The organism is Flagellimonas halotolerans (assembly GCF_035818535.1).
Lineage (GTDB): Bacteria > Bacteroidota > Bacteroidia > Flavobacteriales > Flavobacteriaceae > Flagellimonas > Flagellimonas halotolerans.
Map to the genome: position 1 here is coordinate 119,369 of NZ_JAYKYV010000001.1, position 17,475 is coordinate 136,843.

At 42.0% G+C, this 17,475-nt stretch carries 12 protein-coding genes; 8 read left to right on the top strand and 4 right to left on the bottom strand.

Going from position 1 to position 17,475, the window contains the following annotated elements:
• Positions 1-4: 4 nt before the first annotated feature.
• Together VM932_RS00475 and VM932_RS00480 are read right to left on the bottom strand one after the other, a co-directional pair.
• A complete protein-coding gene (locus VM932_RS00475; protein WP_326276611.1) occupies positions 5-2,074 on the bottom strand; it encodes a PorP/SprF family type IX secretion system membrane protein in 2,070 nt (689 codons plus the stop codon).
• A gap of 6 nt (positions 2,075-2,080) precedes the next feature.
• Entirely contained in the window at positions 2,081-4,339 is a 2,259-nt protein-coding gene (locus tag VM932_RS00480) for a T9SS type B sorting domain-containing protein (RefSeq protein WP_326276612.1), read from the bottom strand.
• Positions 4,340-4,602: 263 nt separating this feature from the next.
• Here VM932_RS00480 and VM932_RS00485 point away from each other — a divergent pair, with 263 nt between their 5' ends.
• The 4 genes from VM932_RS00485 to VM932_RS00500 all read left to right on the top strand — a co-directional run bounded on the left by VM932_RS00485 (position 4,603) and on the right by VM932_RS00500 (position 7,500).
• On the top strand, positions 4,603-6,288 hold the full coding sequence (locus tag VM932_RS00485; RefSeq protein ID WP_326276613.1) for a glutamine--tRNA ligase/YqeY domain fusion protein: 1,686 nt from the start codon (positions 4,603-4,605) through the stop codon (positions 6,286-6,288).
• 316 nt (positions 6,289-6,604) lie between these two features.
• Entirely contained in the window at positions 6,605-6,934 is a 330-nt protein-coding gene (locus VM932_RS00490) for a YtxH domain-containing protein (protein WP_293166241.1), read from the top strand.
• A gap of 3 nt (positions 6,935-6,937) precedes the next feature.
• Positions 6,938-7,288 carry a hypothetical protein gene (locus tag VM932_RS00495; RefSeq protein WP_326276614.1) on the top strand — a complete coding sequence of 117 codons (351 nt, stop codon included), beginning with the start codon at positions 6,938-6,940 and terminating at the stop codon, positions 7,286-7,288.
• Entirely contained in the window at positions 7,285-7,500 is a 216-nt protein-coding gene (locus VM932_RS00500) for a DUF6327 family protein (RefSeq protein ID WP_326276615.1), read from the top strand. The genes VM932_RS00495 and VM932_RS00500 overlap by 4 nt, the downstream gene beginning before the upstream one ends.
• Positions 7,501-7,659: 159 nt before the next feature.
• On the opposite strand, the gene VM932_RS00505 is transcribed toward VM932_RS00500, so the two are convergent.
• The gene (locus VM932_RS00505; protein WP_326276616.1) at positions 7,660-8,598 is read right to left on the bottom strand and encodes an SPFH domain-containing protein; all 939 of its coding nucleotides are present in this window, start codon (positions 8,596-8,598) and stop codon (positions 7,660-7,662) included.
• Between the two features lie 93 nt (positions 8,599-8,691).
• Positions 8,692-10,188: a glutamate--tRNA ligase gene (gene gltX, locus VM932_RS00510; RefSeq protein WP_326276617.1), complete on the bottom strand. Its 1,497-nt coding sequence runs from the start codon at positions 10,186-10,188 to the stop codon at positions 8,692-8,694.
• Between the two features lie 156 nt (positions 10,189-10,344).
• On the opposite strand from gltX, the gene VM932_RS00515 reads away from it, so the two are divergent.
• The 4 genes from VM932_RS00515 (at position 10,345) to VM932_RS00530 (ending at position 17,321) form a co-directional block, all read left to right on the top strand.
• On the top strand, positions 10,345-13,752 hold the full coding sequence (locus VM932_RS00515) for a hypothetical protein (RefSeq protein ID WP_326276618.1): 3,408 nt from the start codon (positions 10,345-10,347) through the stop codon (positions 13,750-13,752).
• Positions 13,745-14,164, top strand: coding sequence for an rRNA maturation RNase YbeY (gene ybeY / locus VM932_RS00520; protein ID WP_326276619.1), 420 nt, complete (start codon positions 13,745-13,747; stop codon positions 14,162-14,164). Before VM932_RS00515 ends, ybeY begins: the two co-directional genes overlap by 8 nt.
• A 2-nt stretch (positions 14,165-14,166) precedes the next feature.
• Positions 14,167-16,035 carry a tRNA uridine-5-carboxymethylaminomethyl(34) synthesis enzyme MnmG gene (gene mnmG / locus VM932_RS00525; RefSeq protein WP_326276620.1) on the top strand — a complete coding sequence of 623 codons (1,869 nt, stop codon included), beginning with the start codon at positions 14,167-14,169 and terminating at the stop codon, positions 16,033-16,035.
• Between the two features lie 455 nt (positions 16,036-16,490).
• Positions 16,491-17,321, top strand: coding sequence for a class I SAM-dependent methyltransferase (locus tag VM932_RS00530; protein ID WP_326276621.1), 831 nt, complete (start codon positions 16,491-16,493; stop codon positions 17,319-17,321).
• Positions 17,322-17,475: the final 154 nt, after the last annotated feature.

Sequence of the window (17,475 nt, forward strand, 5' to 3'; positions counted from 1 at the left end):
GTTTTTAAATGGTTGTGTTTGACTTGATTCGCATAATCCACATATCGTCGTTATACGAAGCGTTTAGTTTGGTATAGTAAGATGTTAAGGCGTTATTCCAAGTTTTGTGCTTTTTCAAATACACGTACCTGTGCTTGTCCTCTGGGTTTATAAAATAACTTGCATGCAATCCCCTGGAATTCAGTTCTTTTACAAATTCCTTGGCGCTTGATGAACTTTCAAAAACATTGGCAATGATGTAAAAGCCTTCTGGTAGTCCGTCAACGGATTGGGATCTGATCACAACACTGCCCTTTCCTCGGGAACTGTTGGCCACATTTTTGGACAATAGATTGTTTCCGTATTTGGAGCTGCGTTTGTTGACCACTCCCGAATACCCCGCTATTTGAGAGTTACCATTGTTCACGTTCATTACCCAGGCATCACCTTGGTATGTGCCGTTCATTTTGCTGTGGTAAGCTTCCAAAACATCCGTTTTGTTGCCAAAGTCCCCAATGTAAACGTAGTTAAGACCGTTTTTTGGGTTTTGGAAATAGTCAGCATCAATTCCCTGAGCCCTTAGTTTTTCAATAAAAGCATTTAGGTTGTTGGGGTCTCTAAAAACATTGGCAATCAAATAATGACCGCTTTCCACATTGGGTACGGCATGGGACTTGAAACCGGTTTTTTTGCTTTTTGAAGGCCTATAGGTATTATCCTTTTTTGCACTTGAGTTTGATGCATAAGTTGCCCTGGCATTTCCTTTTGTTTCGTTGATCTTGATGACCTTTTTGGTTGAGGTGTTGTTGGATAGTCCGTGGTTGGCCAAAGGTTGTTTTCTTTGGGTCACGATATCGGCGCTGTCCATATTGGCAAAGTATACTTCTTTGGCTTTTTGCTCCAAGGCGGGGTTTTGACCCCGGGTTTCGCGTTGGACCATTTTCATTACGGTCTCAAAACGTCTTTCCAAGTCTTGTTTGCGCGTTGATTCTATGGAATCTTGACGCATCAACAACTCATCCAGTATGGCGTCGTTTTCGGCCAGTTTGTCTTTTAGCTGGGCAATTTCAAGATCCTTATCGGTAATATTAAGACTGTCCTGTGGTACTTCTTCATCATTGGAAACCAATTCTTCCCCCTCTGTTTCGAGCATTACACGATCTTCTGTAAGATTGGGCGTAAAGGAGTATGCCAATGATATTTCGTGGGTAACACCAAAATTTTCAAATTCGTTGGAGAGGCCTTTTTCCACGGTATAACCCAGAGATATGTTTTTGGTAAGATTAAAACCAAGTCCTGCCGATGCCCCATAAAAGTCGTCGTACCCTGCTTGCACCCAGCCTAATTTAGGCAGGTCAAGAATTAAGTTCCCACCTAATGTGATGTTTTCTTCACCTACTTTGCGCACTCTGGCCAAGGGCATTAAACGGGCACTTTCCATAATACCCCTTCCGCTTTCAAACTGATGGGTATATTGTAGATGCCCAGAGTATGTTTTCTCATTGAAATCGGTTACCGACTCACTTGTTTTCAAGTTGTAGTCAAATAGGTTTTCTGCAAAACCACCAATGTCAAAACGGCCCAGGGAAAAATTAAAGCCGGGTTGAAAGCTTACCAAGGAACTGCTCTCCAAAGTATTCAAAAACGGGTCTACCTCTACGGAATTTACCCTGTCCTGATTAAATGAGCTTTGGTAATAGCTTACGTTGGCTCCAAAAGTAAAAGTATTCTTTTGGCCCAATCGCACACCATAGGCATAATTGGCGTGTACACCAAAGTTGTTAAAAAGGCCTTCGCGGTTGGTAAACAAGCTAAGACCGACACCACTTCTATCGCTCACCCTACCACTATAGCTCAAGAAGTACACCTGATTGTTGTCATCAAAAGATACCGATTGGTTTCTGTGAAAAAGGTTGATGTACGATTTGTCCTCCCTAACCGTGGAAAAAGTTGGGTTCAATAAGAACCGGTTGAACTTTAAAAGGTTTTGGGAAGGGACGTTATAGGGCACATAGTTGCCTTCTTCCTGTCCTCTCATTCCAGAGAGGGCAAGTAGCAAGAAGGCAAGTAATAGTAGAGGTTTCTTGGTTTGCATTGCTGCTTATTTAATAACAGTGATAGTTCCTTGTTTCAGGCTTTTGCCACCACGTGTAATCTTGTAATAGAAAATCATGCTTTGTTTGTTGAACGATGTGGTGGATTGTGGCCAATTGTTTTCATAGCCGGATTGGCTAAACACCTGTTCTCCCCGCTCATTAAAAATGGTGACAAGAACGTTGGGGTCTCTGGAATATGAGTTGGGCAATACCCATAAATCGTTAATACCATCGCCATTGGTGGTAATAACATTGGGTATGGCAAACACATCCCTGTAGGTCACAGTAATCACTTTGCTTAGGGTACATGTCCCGAAGGAGGCAATCAACAGGTACTGCCCTTCTTCGGTAAAGTCATAATAACTGCTCGAAGAAATTAGGTTGTTACCGGCATCATACCATTCATAGGAATCTGCACCGCTAGCGGTAAGAGTTTGGGTCTCTCCCTCAACAATGATGAGGTCTTTGGATTTATCGAGCACCAATAGTGATTCATCAAATGCACTAATGGTTACTTCGTTGGATATCAATGCACATTCGTTGGAAGTAATAACAAGTTGGTAAACACCTGTTTCCGTAACGGTTAAACTCTGGGAAGATGAATCAACGGTATTACCATCTTTCTTCCATTTAAAAGATTCATTGGATAGGTCTGCACTGCTCTCAAGTACTATGGCTTCGCCTCCCTCACACAGCACAGTGCCATTGGCCGTTATTTGGAGTGTTTCGTTGGATGCCAGCTTTACCTGCAGGCTGTTGGACGATGCCTCAAAAGCATCAATAGAACCAAACAGCGTGTATTCCCCATTGTCCTCTTGATCGGATATTGTGATGGTCTTGGACGTCTCTCCTGAAACTTCGGCACCATTCAATTTCCACTGATAATCAAAAGCGTTTTGTAAATCTGCGGTCACGTTGGTAGTGGCACCATTATCACTTACGGCATTAATAGTGGTAAGGCTTAAAGTAGCATCGGTATTTTCGCAAGAGGAATATGTTCCAATATAGTCTACCACAAATTCGAATGCGTCGGGCGATACAATGGTAATTTTTGTTGAAGCTACCGGAGCAGGGCTACAAGAACCGCCATTTTCCGTAACCTCTACATAGTATTCCCCTATCTCATCAATGGTCAATGTGTTGCTCGTTGCCTCCGGGATGGCAGTACCGTTCTTGAACCATTGGTATGTTGCACTTGATGCAGTAGTGCCAACGGACAATGTTTTGGTCTGCGAAGGAAGCAGCACAATGTTTTCTTCATTGTTCAGTGTAATATCAAAAGAGCCTGTGCCCGAAACAGTTACAGGGTCGGATAGTTCGGTACAAATCCCATAACCGGATACTTCCACCTCATAGGAACCTTCAAAACCGCTAATACCTGCATCAACGGTAAATGTGCTGGCATCTACGGTCGGTCCGCCGACAATGCTTCCGTCTTTGTACCAAGTATAGGTAAGCCCTTGTCCACTGATGCTGGACTCCAGTACATGTGTTTCCCCAGGACATATTTGCACATTGCTTTCACCATTTATGGCCAAACCGGAACTTGTTCCTGTAGAAATTTCAATGGTGTTGGATAAGGTGTTGGCCGTGCCCGAGCAATCACCATAATCCAGTTCCACATAATATATGCCCGGTTCAGAAACGGTGATGCTTTCTGATTTTTCCGCAAGCAACGTACCACTGCGGTACCAATTGTAAATGTAGTTTGCGGCATTGGGGATATTATGTGGTTTTAAGGTTACGGAACCACCGCCGCATAATTGGATAAGGCCTCCTGAAGGAATGTTTCCACTTCCATTTTGACTGATCAATAACGGTGAATTGTAGTCGATATAGTACATGGAAAAGGCCTCAGAAGCCGGGCTGGTTTTTGCGGGAGAGGTACTCCGCACTCTCATTTTAAAGTTATCCCCCCTCATATCAGTAGGAAGGGCAAACATGAATTCAAAGTCGAAAATTGTGTTCTTGTCGCCAACTCGGGCCAGTTCAATGGGAGAAGAGAAATATCCCTCGGCATCCGATAGCTCCAGCACAAACTCGTTGTTGCTATCTACCATAGGAGGGTCCCAATTGAAGCTTACATAGTATTCATTGAAACCATTGGAAGCGCAAACAGCTGTCCATGCCATATTTCCCCCAAGGTTTGGGTTGGCTGCCGGCTCGGGTTTGTAGAGTATTTGAGCTTGCGCACCAAAAGCACCAAGCAGCATAAAAGCCAAGGCCAGAACAAGAATGCTATACGTTGAACTACTTTTTTTCATCACCGTTGGTATTTAAGAGGTTATGGGCCATAAGCCCTGTTAGTTTGTGCCCCTTAATTGTAATTCGTTCAAAAGACGTTGTTCAGGCGTCTCTTTTTCATATAGTATTCAATAACAAATATGTCTCTAATTTCGATGAAAGGAAAGATATTGTTGTAGGCTATACCCAAAGTGTTGTGAAATCGCCTATTTTGTATACACAGATGAACGAATAATAGCTATCAACACGGGATTTTACTACATTTGCGCATCAAATTATTGGTATGGCAGAAGAAGCTCGATCGCTCAATTTTATAGAACACATTGTTGAGGAAGACCTTACAAAGGGTTACAAACAGGAATACCTGAGGTTTCGTTTTCCTCCCGAACCCAATGGATATTTGCACATTGGGCACGCAAGTTCCATTTGCCTCAATTTTGGCCTGGGATTGCGCTATAATGCACCTGTAAACCTACGTTTTGATGATACCAACCCGGCAAAGGAGGAGAAGGAGTATGTGGAGGCCATTAAAGAGGACGTAAGTTGGCTGGGCTTTGAATGGGCCACGGAATGCTATGCCTCCGATTATTTTCAGCAGTTGTACGATTGGGCCGTAAAGTTGATCGAGGATGGCAAGGCCTATGTTGATAGCCAATCTTCGGAGGAAATTGCCAGCCAAAAAGGGACACCGACCGAACCGGGTAAGGAAAGCCCTTATAGAAATCGTTCTGTTGAAGAGAACTTAAAGCTCTTCAAGGGGATGAAAGAAGGGGAGTTCAAGGACGGAGCACATGTGCTACGCGCCAAAATCGATATGGCCTCTTCCAATATGTTGATGCGTGATCCCGTAATGTACCGAATCTTGCACAAGGCGCACCACCGTACAAATACCGATTGGTGTATTTACCCGATGTACGATTGGACGCACGGTGAGAGCGATTACATTGAACAGGTATCGCACTCTTTGTGCACACTGGAGTTTTTACCCCACAGAGAGCTTTACGATTGGTTTTTGGACCAAGTGGTATCTTCTGATAAATTGCGCCCCAAACAAAGGGAGTTTGCCCGTAGGAACCTGAGCCATACCGTAGTGAGCAAGCGTAAATTGCTGCAATTGGTGGAAAAGGGCGTTGTATCAGGCTGGGATGATCCCAGAATGCCCACAATTTCCGGTTTGCGAAGAAGGGGTTTTACTCCGGAGTCCATTAGAAATTTTGCGGATACCATTGGCATTGCCAAGCGGGACAATGTTGTCGATGTTGCCCTGCTTGATTTTCATGTAAGGGAGCATCTCAATAAAATAGCTCCTCGTGTAATGGGGGTACTTAACCCATTAAAAGTGGTACTTACCAATTATAGGGAAGGAGAAGAGGAATGGTTGGAGGCGGAAAACAATCCCGAAGACCCATCGGCAGGCAGTAGAAAAGTGCCATTTTCAAGGGAATTGTATATAGAAAAAGAAGACTTTAGGGAAGAAGCAAACCGTAAGTTTTTTAGACTAAAGCTTGGGGGTGAGGTCCGTTTAAAAAATGGATATATCATCAAAGCTGAAAGCTGTACCAAGGATGACGATGGCAACATTATAGAAGTGCAGTGTACTTACGACCCCAAAAGTAAAAGTGGTTCCGGAACCGAGGAGAGTTTGCGAAAAGTTAAAGGGACCTTGCATTGGGTTTCCATACCACATGCCATAACCGCCGAAGTTAGGTTGTACGATCGTTTGTTCTCCGACCCAACACCCGATAGCCATAAGGATAAGGATTTTATGGATTTTGTGAATCCGGATTCCTTAAAGAAAGTTACCGGTTATCTGGAGCCAAGCCTGAAGAATTTAAAAATCGGTGATCAAGTACAATTTCAGCGATTGGGTTATTTCAATGTGGACAAAGATTCCACTCCAGAGAATTTGGTCTTTAACAGAACGGTAACCTTAAGGGATACTTGGGCCAAATTGGAGCAAAAAAGCTAGCATAATTTTTCCTTATTTGAATCAACCCGTCCATCGAGGATTCTTATTAAAAACAGCTTCTTCAGGAAAGCTATGTCCGCACTTTTTAATTGATGTGATCAATTGCTTGGACGGGGCCGTAATCTGCGCATAGAAGCCCTTATTCTCATTTTACCTTCAAAATTTAGCTAACGCGTCAAGGTTTGCAGCGATTGAATCAATTTTTGTTCAGTACCTATCTTAATTTTAGGGTAAATCGATTGGGTCAGGAGGTTTTCAGCTTTCAAACGAGACTTGATCATTTTTCACTGATGTTTAATTAAAAAGCTACAATAGTATGTCAAATAACACTGGAAACGTATTAACCGCATTATTAACTGGAGCCGTTGTTGGAGCAGGAATAGGGATTTTGTATGCACCGGACAAAGGAAAAAAGACCAGAAAAAAAATTAAGAAAAGTGCAGTAAAGGCAAAAGACGATATTGCCCAAAGTATAACACATGCCAAAGAGGAGTTCAGCAAGACAGCCGATGCCAAAAAGGAAGAGTTTGAGGAAAAGCTAGAGGACACACTTTCCAACATGAGCTATAAAGCGGATGATATTCTCGTAGCCTTGGAGAATAAATTGGAAGACCTAAAAAAGAAGAACGCCCAATTACAGAAGTAATATATGGCATTCGAGGATATTAAAGAACAGATAGATGATGTAGAGGATGGCGTTAGGTCTTACGTAAAGAACAGTCTGGATTTTTATCGACTCCAAAGTTTTCGGTCCATGATGAAGGGCATTACGATGGCGACCAAACTGCTGTTAATCGGCGGAATAGCCTCTATTGCCATACTGTTTCTTTCATTGAGTGCTGCGTTTTGGTTAGGCAGTATGCTTGGCAATACAGCAGAGGGCTTTTTGGTAGTGGGTGGATTTTATGTACTGATAGGTATAATTATGTTCCTGTTGAGAAGCAAAATCGAAAAGCCGCTTTTAAAAGAGTTTTCTAAATTTTATTTTGATGAATTATGATTCAGACACAATACACATCATTCAAAGAAATTGATCGCGACCTTAAAATCCTACAGTTACAAAGACAGATTGAGGAGGAAAAAGTGAAGCTTGCGGTTCAAAACACCAAAAAAGAACTTTACCCAACCAATATTCTTGGTGTAATGGCACCCTTACTACAAAAAATTGCGATATCCTTTATTGCAAGAAAATTGCTTAAAAAATTGGATTAATCCATTGTGCTTTTTGTCTAAAAAAGTTCTCAAACTGACGCTCAGGACAAAGTATGATGTTCAAAATAGACAACGGACAATTGGAATATGGTTCCCAAAACTTTATTAAGAAGAAAGGCTCCTTTTTAGTGGAGCCCTTCTTTTCTATTAAAATAACATTTAAGAGTCAGAAGAAGAATCTTTTTCGATTTGTTTGCGCTTCATGGCCTCGCCAATTTGATTACTTGCCGTAAAGGAAGCCACCATGTTGTTCAGCATATCGCTACCTGCCTGTGGGGAATTCGGCAACAAAATTAAATTGGTATCCGTTTCTTCACCAATGGCCTGTAGGGTGTCGTAATGTTGGGTTACCACGATAAGGGCAGATGCCTCCTGCGAATTGATGCCCACTTTGTTCAAAACCTCCACGGATTCTTCGAGTCCACGGGCAATTTCCCTACGTTGATCGGCAATACCTTGCCCCTGTAACCTTTTGCTTTCTGCCTCGGCTTTCGCTTTTTCAACAATAAGAATACGTTGGGCATCACCCTCGAATTGGGCCGCTATTTTTTCCCGTTCCGATGCATTGATGCGGTTCATGGCCGCTTTTACCTGGGCATCCGGGTCAATGTCGGTAACCAAGGTCTTAATGATATCAAAACCATAATCGAACATGGCATCTTGCAATTCGGATTTAACGGCGTTTGCGATATCATCTTTTTTTACAAAGACATCATCCAGTTTCATTTTTGGAACTTCGGCACGAACAACATCAAAAACGTAAGATGTAATTTGATCATGTGGATATTCCAATTGGTAAAATGCTTCATAAACCTTATCGCGGATCACCACGTATTGAACGGAAACCTTCAACTTTACAAAAACATCGTCCAATGTTTTGGTCTCGACGATGACATCGAGCTGTTGAATTTTCAAACTTAAACGACCGGCAATACGGTCAATAATAGGAATTTTCAATTGCAGTCCGGAATTCCGTATGCTATGGAATTTTCCAAAACGTTCCACGGCCACTGCCGTTTGTTGTTTTACAATAAAGAAGAACTTGAACAGAATGACAAGCGCTACAAAAGCAATAGGTATAAAAAGATAGTTGCCCATAGTGTTTATGATTTTATGTTAGAACTGGAAATTACGAAACTTGGCCATAGTATGAGTAGCCATTCGTCAATTAATGTTACATATCCATCAATGCTATAGCTGGGCGATGGCGGTTTTTATACGGTTTATACTCTCCTCTTTGCCAATAAGTTCCATGATATCGAACAAATGAGGGCCTTTCATGTCCCCAACGATGATCAAGCGGAGGGGAGGCATGACTTTTCCAAAGGAAAGTTCGTTGTCGGATATCCATCCTTTCACTTCTTCTTCTATGGTTGAAGACTCAAACTTTTGAACGTTGTTCAGGACCGATGCCAGCTGTTCCATGATTTCCGGAGTACCTTCTTTCCATTGCTTTTTGACAGCCTTCTCATTGTATGAAGACGGTGCCTCAAAATAATAGTCTCCCAGTTCCCAAAAATCCTTTACAAAACTTGCGCGCTCCTTTATCAAGGACACTACTTTTTGAACGTAATCCTGTTCCGACGAAATTTGTTTTTTTGCCAGTTCGGCAGCGAACCATTCGGATAGTTCTTTATCGGACTTTCTTTGTAACCACTGCTGATTATACCAATTGTTTTTTTCTGGGTCGAACCGAGCGCCCGATTTGTTCACACGTTCCAAGGTAAAGGCGCTGACAAGTTCTTCCAAACTGAAAATTTCTTGCTCGGTGCCGGGATTCCATCCCAACAGGGCCAAGAAGTTGACCACCGCTTCGGGGAAAAAGCCTGCCTCGCGGTATCCTTCCGATTGGTTCCACGTGAGCGGAAATACGGGGAAGCCCCCTTTTTCGCCATCCCGTTTGCTCAATTTTCCTTTTCCGACTGGTTTCATGATCAAGGGCAGGTGTGCAAATTTTGGGGTTTTCCATCCAAAGGCATCGTACAAAAGTGTATGAAGGGCCAAGGAAGGCAACCATTCTTCTCCACGGATTACATGGCTGATCTGCATTAAATGGTCATCCACAATGTTGGCCAAGTGGTAGGTGGGCATACCATCGCTTTTAAACAACACCTTATCATCTAAAATGCTGGTGTCAATTTTAATCTCACCTCGGATGATATCGTTCAAATACAAGGCTTCATGCTCTGGAGATTTAAAGCGGATGACATAATCCTCACCGGCCTCCAATTTTGCTTTCACTTCTTCCTCGGATAGCGAAAGTGAGTTTGTCAATTTTAAACGGTTGTGCCAATTGTATATAAATGTCTTCCCTTTCGCTTCATGGTCTCTTCTATGGTGGTCCAAAGTTTCAGCAGAATCAAAAGCGTAATAGGCCTTACCTTTTTCAATAAGTTCCAAAGCGTAGGCTTTGTAGAGGCCCTTGCGCTCACTTTGTCGATATGGGCCAAAACCACCTTCTTTGCCCGGACCTTCATCAAAAGGAATTCCACACCAGTTCAAGGCCTCGATAATATATTCCTCCGCGCCCTCAACAAACCGGTTTTGGTCTGTATCCTCGATACGTAGCACAAAATCGCCACCATGTTTTTTGGCAAATAAATAATTGAATAAGGCGGTGCGCAGCCCGCCAATATGTAATGGCCCGGTAGGGCTGGGCGCAAATCGAACACGTACGTTTTGATTCATAATTGGGTATGATTGTACCACAAAGATACATTCCCGACAATGAATGGGAAAGGGAATTTATTTCGTCTTTTTCTGACTCTGCCGGTCTTGTAATATAAAGGTTTAACAAATTTTTTCTTTTGATTTACCAAGGATCGGGTAATTTGGTTGTAATTAGTGTCGATTTTGAACGCATATCAAGACATTCTCGTTAAGCTGCAAGACTTTATCAAACGGTTTTATACCAAACAATTGATAAAGGGAGTCTTCTTGTTTTTAACTTTAGGAACCCTGTTCTGGATGGCCATTACGTACTTTGAATACCTTTTGTGGCTGAACGGGTCGTGGAGGCTCACTCTGTTCCTTCTTTTTGTCGTAGTGGAATTTTACCTGTTGTACAGATACATCGCGATGCCTTTGTTCTATCTTTTTAGGATCAAGCAGGGTATTGGCAATAGGGAGGCCTCTTTATTGATTGGCAAACATTTTCCCCATGTGGATGACAAGCTGCTAAACCTGCTCGAATTATCCGAGAACCAACACAAGTCAGATCTTTTGCTGGCGAGCATTGAGCAAAGGGCCAAAAATTTAGGTCCGGTTCCTTTTGCCGAAGCGGTAAGTTTTAAGGACGGTTATAAGTACGCCAAGTATATTTTCATTCCTTTGGCCCTGTTCTGTTTTATTTGGATCACGGGTGATATCGTTTCTTTCTTTAACTCGCACCAAAGGGTAATGCATTACGACATGGCCTACGAAAGACCGGCGCCATTTTCTTTCCAGCTGATGAACGATCATCTGGAAGTATTGGACAATCAACCCTTGACCATACAAGTTAAAACAGTTGGGGAAATTCGTCCAGATAATGTTCAAATGGTTGTAAATGGTGAACAATTGCTCATGCAAAAAAACGGGGAGTTTTTTGAGTATACATTTCAATCACCCGTTCCCGAAACCAACTTTTACCTGACAGCCAACGGTTGGAATTCCAGAAGTTATTCCATCAAAAGTCACCGTACTCCGGCCTTGGTCGATTTTGCCATGGAATTGGACTATCCCAATTATCTTAATCTGCCTACCGTGCTAATTACAGGTACAGGAAATGCTGAAGTTCCCGAAGGAACCATGGTCACTTGGAAGATACAGGGAAACTATGTGGACGATATACAAATGATGACAAAGGACACCACTGTTTCCTTTGAAAAATCCAACAACTTATTTTCAAACACAAGGCGGATGTTCAATGATCTGGATTATGAGCTGAGCACATCAAATGAACGGGTCAAGGATTTTGAAAAATTGGCTTATCGGTTGAATGTCATCAAGGATGAAAAGGCAACCGTTCAGGTGAATCAAGTGCTGGATTCTTTGCAGCCAAATCAATCTTATTATATAGGGCAGGCTGCCGATGATCATGGTTTAAAGGAAATCCGTTTGGTATGTTATCCTTCGGACGATATGAAGAATATCCAACGGGTTTCGCTCGAATCGCCCAAGACCAATGTCTACCAGTTTTACTATACGTTTCCTTCGGGATTGTCCCTTCAGCCTGGAAAAAAGTATAAGTTATATTTTGAAGTAGTTGATAATGATGGGGTTAGGGGTGGAAAAGTCACAAAAAGTACTGTTTTCAAAGCATCTCTATACGATGTTAATGAATTGAATAACAGAGAGTTGGAGTTTCAAAACTCCACTATGAAAAAAATGGGGGAAGCTTTGCAACATTTAAAGCAACAGGAAGGGAAACTCTCGGAAATAAACAAGCTACAAAAGGAGGAAAAGTCGCTAAGCTTTGAAGAGAAGAGTCAGATAAAGAACTTTTTGCAGCAACAGCAATTCCAAGAAGAACTGATGCAGAAGTTTAGTCAGGATTTAAATAAAAGTATTGATAAGAATTCCGAAAATTCTGAGATGAAGAAGATGCTTCAAGAACGTTTGGAGCGTCAAGAAGCAGAAGCGAAAAAGAATGCTGAATTGCTTGAGGAGCTTAACAAGGTTGCGGATAAAATTGATAAGGAAGACCTTCAAAAGCGATTGGAAGAATTAGGAAAGAACCAGGGGAAGAACACTAGGAACCTTGAACAGATTTTGGAATTGACCAAACGTTATTATGTTACGGAAAAGGCTTCCCAAATTTCAAAGAAGTTGGAGGAGTTGGCCACAAAACAAGAGACGCTGTCCGAGTTGAAATTGGGGAAGGATTTTAGTGGCAAGGAGCAACAGCAATTGAATGAAGATTTCAACGCGTTGGAAAGGGATATTCGCGAATTGGAAAAAGATAATGAGAAGCTCCAAAAGCCATTGGAACTTGACACTGATAAGAAGAAGACGGATGGGGTAAAGCAGGATCAAAAAGATGCTCTTGAAGAAATTAAAAAACACCAGGGTCTTGAAGAATCTTCCCAAGCCAAGCAAAAGCAAGAAGCAGGCAATAAGGCTTCCAAAAAACAAAAGTCAGCTGCACAAAAAATGCGGGAAATAAGCCAATCCATGAAATCCAGTTCCATGGGCGGCGGTTCTTCCGATGCGGAGGACGCCGAAATGTTACGCCAGATTTTGGATAATTTGATCACTTTTTCCTTTAAGCAAGAAAATTTGTTCGACAACATACAGCGAGCGGACGTTGATATGTCCCAGTTTTCCAAAATCGTCAGGGACCAACAAAGCCTGAAAAGATTGTTCGAGCATGTGGACGATAGCCTGTTCGCACTTTCTTTACGAAGAGCGGAACTTTCTGAATTTGTGAACGAGCAGATAACCGAAGTATACTACAACATTGATAAATCTTTGGAAAGCATCGCCGATAATCAAATTTACCAGGGAGCATCGTATCAGCAATACGTAATAAATGCTACGAATGCCTTGGCCGATTTCTTGGCCAACGTATTGGATAATATGCAGCAGAACATGATGCCCGGTCAAGGTAAAGGAGAGGGGCAAGATTTTCAATTGCCCGACATTATCAAGGGACAACAGGGCATCCAAGATAAAATGAACGGTTCTGGGAAAGAGGGCAAAGAAGCCGAAGGTAAAGGTGAACAGCAAGGTGATAACGAGGGAGGACAACAACAAGGCCACAAAGGCAGTCAAAAACAAGGAAAGGAAGGACAAGATGGTGAGCAAGGAGAAGGAGGTAACAAAGGTTCCAAACAAGGAAATGGTTTAGGGGAAATGGATCTTGAGGAAGTATACCAGATCTATAAGGAGCAGCAGTTTTTACGGCAAAACCTCGAAAAACAGTTGGAGGATATGATGCGTGAGTCTGACAGGAATCTTGCAAACAAATTGATTCAACAAATGGAGGACTTTGAGAATGATTTGTTGGAGAACGGAATCACCCAACGCACCCGAAGTAAGGCCAACAACATTCAACACCAATTGATGAAGTTGGAAAACGCATCCATGATGCAAGGGGAAAAGAAGGAGCGCGAAAGCAAAACAAATGTGAATCAATTTACCAATCCAGTTACTACCAAGCCTGAACTGCTTCAAGAATACCAGAATAGCATTGAAATATTAAATAGACAAGCGTTACCTTTGCGGCAAAATTTTGAAAAGAAGGTAAAGGTTTATTTCGATAATGATTGAGTTTCATTTTAAAAGTGAGTTTGTATTCCACAACAGATCCAAGTATGCCGATTGGATAAATAGGATTATAGTTTCCGAAGGTTTTGTTGTTGGTCAAATTGATTATATATTTTGCACAGACGATTATCTTTTACAACTCAACAAAGAGTATTTAAACCACGACACTTTTACCGATATTATTACATTCGATTATAAGGATGGGAAAACGCTTTCGGGAGATATTTTTATATCCACCGACAGGGTACGAGAGAATGCCGCAAAGTTTGATGTTGGGTTTTTAAACGAGCTTCGCAGGGTTATGAGTCATGGCATTCTTCACTTGGCCGGTTTTGGGGACAAGACCAAAGAGGAGAAGCTGATCATGCGTGAAAAGGAAGAAGAAAAAATAAAAATGTTCCACGTGGAACCATAGGTATGTTTGAAAAGGAATATGATGTTATTGTTGTAGGAGGGGGGCATGCTGGGGCAGAGGCTACGGCCGCTGCCGCCAACATGGGCTCAAGTACTTTGTTGGTGACCATGAACCTTCAAACCATTGGTCAGATGTCCTGCAATCCCGCAATGGGAGGAATAGCCAAAGGACAAATTGTACGGGAAATAGATGCTCTTGGAGGGTATAGCGGAATCGTAACCGACAAGTCTGCCATACAGTTTAAGATGCTCAATAAATCCAAAGGGCCAGCTATGTGGAGCCCGCGAGCGCAGAACGACCGTATGCGATTTGCAGAGGAGTGGCGGATGGCTTTGGAGAATACCCCAAATGCAGATTTCTATCAAGAAATGGTCAATGGTTTATTGATCGAGGGAGACAAGGTTGTGGGGGTAAGAACAAGTCTTGGCTTAGAGATTAGGGCAAAATCCGTAGTGCTTACCAATGGTACTTTTTTGAATGGTCTGATCCATATTGGAGAGAAACAATTAGGAGGGGGTAGAGCTGGGGAAAAAGCTGCAACCGGAATTACAGAACAACTGGTCGAACTCGGTTTTGATAGTGGCAGGATGAAAACCGGAACACCTCCACGAGTGGATGGAAGGTCCTTGGATTATTCTAAAATGATCGTGCAACCGGGAGACGATGTACCTGAGAAATTCTCTTATTTAAACACCCCAATCTTGAAGACGCAACGTGATTGCCACATGACACATACCAGTACATTGGTGCACGACTTGCTTCGGGAGGGTTTTGAAAGATCTCCTATGTTCAATGGTCGGATCAAAAGTGTCGGGCCGCGGTATTGCCCTTCCATTGAGGATAAGATCAATCGTTTTGCGGACAAGGATTCCCACCAAATATTTGTGGAGCCAGAAGGTTGGAATACCGTAGAGGTTTATGTAAATGGCTTCTCAACTTCATTGCCAGAGGATGTTCAGTACAAAGCGCTCAAATCCGTAAAAGGCTTTGAAAACGTCAAATTTTTCAGACCGGGCTACGCTATTGAATACGACTATTTTCCCCCAACGCAATTAAAGCATACGCTCGAGACCAAGTTGGTCAATAATTTATATTTTGCTGGACAGATCAACGGAACCACTGGCTATGAGGAAGCAGCATCCCAAGGTTTAATGGCTGGCATAAATGCGCACCTTAAAATCAATGGGAAAGAACCGTTTATTCTTAAAAGAGATGAAGCTTATATCGGGGTATTGGTAGATGATCTGATCACCAAAGGCACCGAGGAACCCTATCGAATGTTTACTTCAAGAGCAGAATATAGAACCTTGTTGCGCCAAGACAATGCCGATTTAAGACTTACGCCCAAGGGGTATGAAATCGGCTTGGCCAAAGAAGAACGCCTTAAAAGAATGGAGGAGAAGATGAAAAAGTCCGAAAACCTCGTGGATTTCTTTAAAAGGACAAGCTTCACCACGGAGGAAATAAATCCGATCTTAGCGTCTTTGGATTCGGCTTTGGTGAAACAATCCGATAAACTTTTCAAGGTGTTTTCCAGACCAAAGGTAACTATGGACCACATGCTCCAATTGGATACTGTTTCCGAATTTGTAAAAGAAAATAAATTGGATTCCGAGGTGTTGGAACAAGCCGAAATACAGGTCAAATATTCGGGCTATATAGCAAAGGAAAAAACCAATGCGGATAAATTGCAGCGATTGGAAAACGTCCGAATCCCTGACAATTTCGATTATTCCAAACTAAAATCCCTGTCCTACGAAGCACGCGAAAAACTGGAATCGATCCAGCCCGTAACCATTTCGCAGGCTTCACGGATCAGCGGCGTATCACCAGCTGATATTAGTGTGCTGTTGGTATATTTGGGCAGATAACCCACAACACTGTTCCACGTGGAACAGTGTTGTTTTTGTTTCAAGGGATTCGTAAAGGGTTTATTTTTGTTTTCAGATTGCTATAACGTCAAAGCAAATAATACAAACCTTACCGCCTTTTCTGTTTCTATGAAATGACCCCCAAACAAGGCTGAGTGGAATACCTTTGAGCCTAATGTGGTTTTCGCTAAAAATTGTCATTCCTGTGAAAGCAGGAATCCAAACAAAAGTGTTTTGGTATGGGATTATACATTTTAAAATCAAGAAACCTGTACTGGATGTTCTCGCAACAGCGGATAGGCCTTTTCCAAAAAAAAAACCTAACCAATGTTTTTTTACTGTTGATTGGGATTTTAATAATGATCCACAGGTATTGTAAAGTTCGGTTTAAAGGAATGCGGTTTTATACTATCTTCGGAATTTTAAAAGCGAATGTTTGGATATAGATAATTACAATGAAATTGTTTTTAAAAACTAAGGACTTTTCCGTTTCGGGCGAATCATTTGAATTGCATTGGGACAAGGATCTGGATATGTTGGTGACCCGGCCTCAACCCACAAACCTAACTCCGTATTACGAAAGTGAGGACTATATTTCCCACACGGACTCCAAATCTTCGTTCACGGATAGGCTATACCAGTTGGTTAAGGGTAAAAACCTCAATTATAAAACTCAAATAATTGAAAATCAGATACATAAAGCTAAAACGCTGCTAGACTTAGGTGCTGGGACTGGCGATTTTTTGATTACAGCCCAAAAATCAGGGTTTAAGGCCGTTGGAGTTGAGCCAAATGAAAAAGCTAGGCAGTTGGCCAAGGAAAAGGGAATTGAACTTCATCAAAGATTGGAACATCTGTCGGGGCAAAAATTTCAAGTCATTACGCTGTGGCATGTTTTGGAGCATTTGCCCAATTTGGAAGAACAGATAAAATCATTGGCAGGTCTTTTGAAAGATGACGGAGTTTTGGTTATTGCAGTTCCCAATTTTAAATCATTTGATGCCAAACATTACAAATCATACTGGGCAGCTTATGATGTGCCAAGACACCTTTGGCATTTTTCAAAAAAATCCATTTCCAAACTTTTTGCCCCTCACAAATTGGAAGTCATCAAAATGAAACCCATGTGGTTTGATGCTTTTTATGTTTCCATGCTTTCTGAAAAATATCGAGGCAATAGATGGTATTTGGTCAGCGCATTTTTTGTTGGCTTGTGGTCCAATCTTGCCGCTATCTTCACTAAAGAGCATTCTTCGTTGATTTACATCCTTAAAAAGGAGAAATAAGCCATTTTAAAGGCCCCTGCTGCCCAAAACACGAGCTGGATGTGGAATTGTATTCAACAGAAAAGAAGCGCTTAAACCGACTTGTTTCCAAAGGCCGTCAAAATAAAGGACATCAATGGATTGCACGAGTTTCCATAAAAATTTCTTATATAGT